At 58.2% G+C, this 1,094-nt stretch carries 2 protein-coding genes; both read right to left on the bottom strand.

The window, feature by feature from the left end; genetic code table 11:
• A partial coding sequence (locus RM530_RS18340; protein ID WP_311366714.1) for a DUF8812 domain-containing protein occupies window positions 1-299 on the bottom strand: 299 nt, incomplete at its 3' end.
• Window positions 275-1,003 carry a hypothetical protein gene (locus tag RM530_RS18335; protein ID WP_311366713.1) on the bottom strand — a complete coding sequence of 243 codons (729 nt, stop codon included), beginning with the start codon at window positions 1,001-1,003 and terminating at the stop codon, window positions 275-277. The genes RM530_RS18340 and RM530_RS18335, both read right to left, overlap by 25 nt.
• Between the last annotated feature and the right edge of the window lie 91 nt (window positions 1,004-1,094).

Below are 1,094 nucleotides of genomic sequence, written 5' to 3'. Positions count from 1 at the left end.
TCGCAGGTCGCCGTCTCGGCAAACAGCACGTACTGTTGCCGGCGCGTGAGCTCGATGTCCCTGAGCGCCGCCTCGTTGGCGTCGAAGTAGGCTTGGGCGTCCTCGCCCTTCTTGCCCACAGCGCCTAGCAGCAGCGCACGCTGCGCGGACGTCAGGCCGATACGAACGAGATCATCTTCAACCTCGGCCCGCTGCTTTTGGCCCAGGTCATAGCCCCGGCCGAACGTGATGCCAGAAGGTGCCGGTGGGACCTTGAGACGCGTCAATCCGGCACTCAATCGTTCGACAAAGTCCGCCATGCGTCGCCTTTGGGGCGCGTTTCATCTCTCATGCTGCGGCCTTCCGCCAGCTTCTCGATGTGGCCATCCTTGTTGACGCGATACATGCGGTAGTGAACATCCGCCGTTGCCCTCTCGCCCGGTCGCCGTCGACCCACAGCGAATTCCATCTCAAAGACGCCGGTCGTCTCGAAGTCCTGGATATAGTCCTTGTACCCAGCGGCCTCCTTCGTTGCAGAGTCAAAAAAGGCATAGGCACTCTCGCCCTGGCCGTCAACGAGGTCGGCACGAAAGTACAGCACGCTGGCATCCACAAACTGCATCTGCTCGGTGTAAACAAGTAAATAGCTTGCTGAGTAATCGACGGGTCCTACCCGATCATGGTGAACCAGCACGCAGAGCAGCTTGTCGCGGCAAGGGAGTTTTCCATGCGCCCTCCATTCGGCGGCTAGTAACTCCGACTCACGAGGCGCGTAGATATGAAGCTCCCGGATTTGGAATGACAGCGTCGGAGCTTGAAGTAAGGCGGGAACAATGAAGTTCTCCACGGCAACGGAGTTGAGGGTGACGGAGCCACCGCCCCGTTGCACCTGATGCCCCACCCAGTAAGGTAGCTGTATGGGACGTAGCTTCTTGAGCAACTCATCGAAACTGGAAGCGTTCAGGGCCCTGGCAGGTGCGGTATCAAAGAGCAAAACAAGTAGACAGACCAAGATCAGGCGCATCGAGAACTCCTATGAGATCGCGCTATGAGCAATTTGCGCCGTCGTTTTCGAGATACTCTGACCTGTTGTCGAATCGGTCTTGTGCAAGGTC

The sequence above is a fragment of the Banduia mediterranea genome (assembly GCF_031846245.1).
In the GTDB taxonomy this organism is placed as follows: domain Bacteria; phylum Pseudomonadota; class Gammaproteobacteria; order Nevskiales; family Nevskiaceae; genus Banduia; species Banduia mediterranea.
Note: the sequence above shows the minus strand (reverse complement) of the source record. Positions and strands in the feature narration are given on the sequence as shown.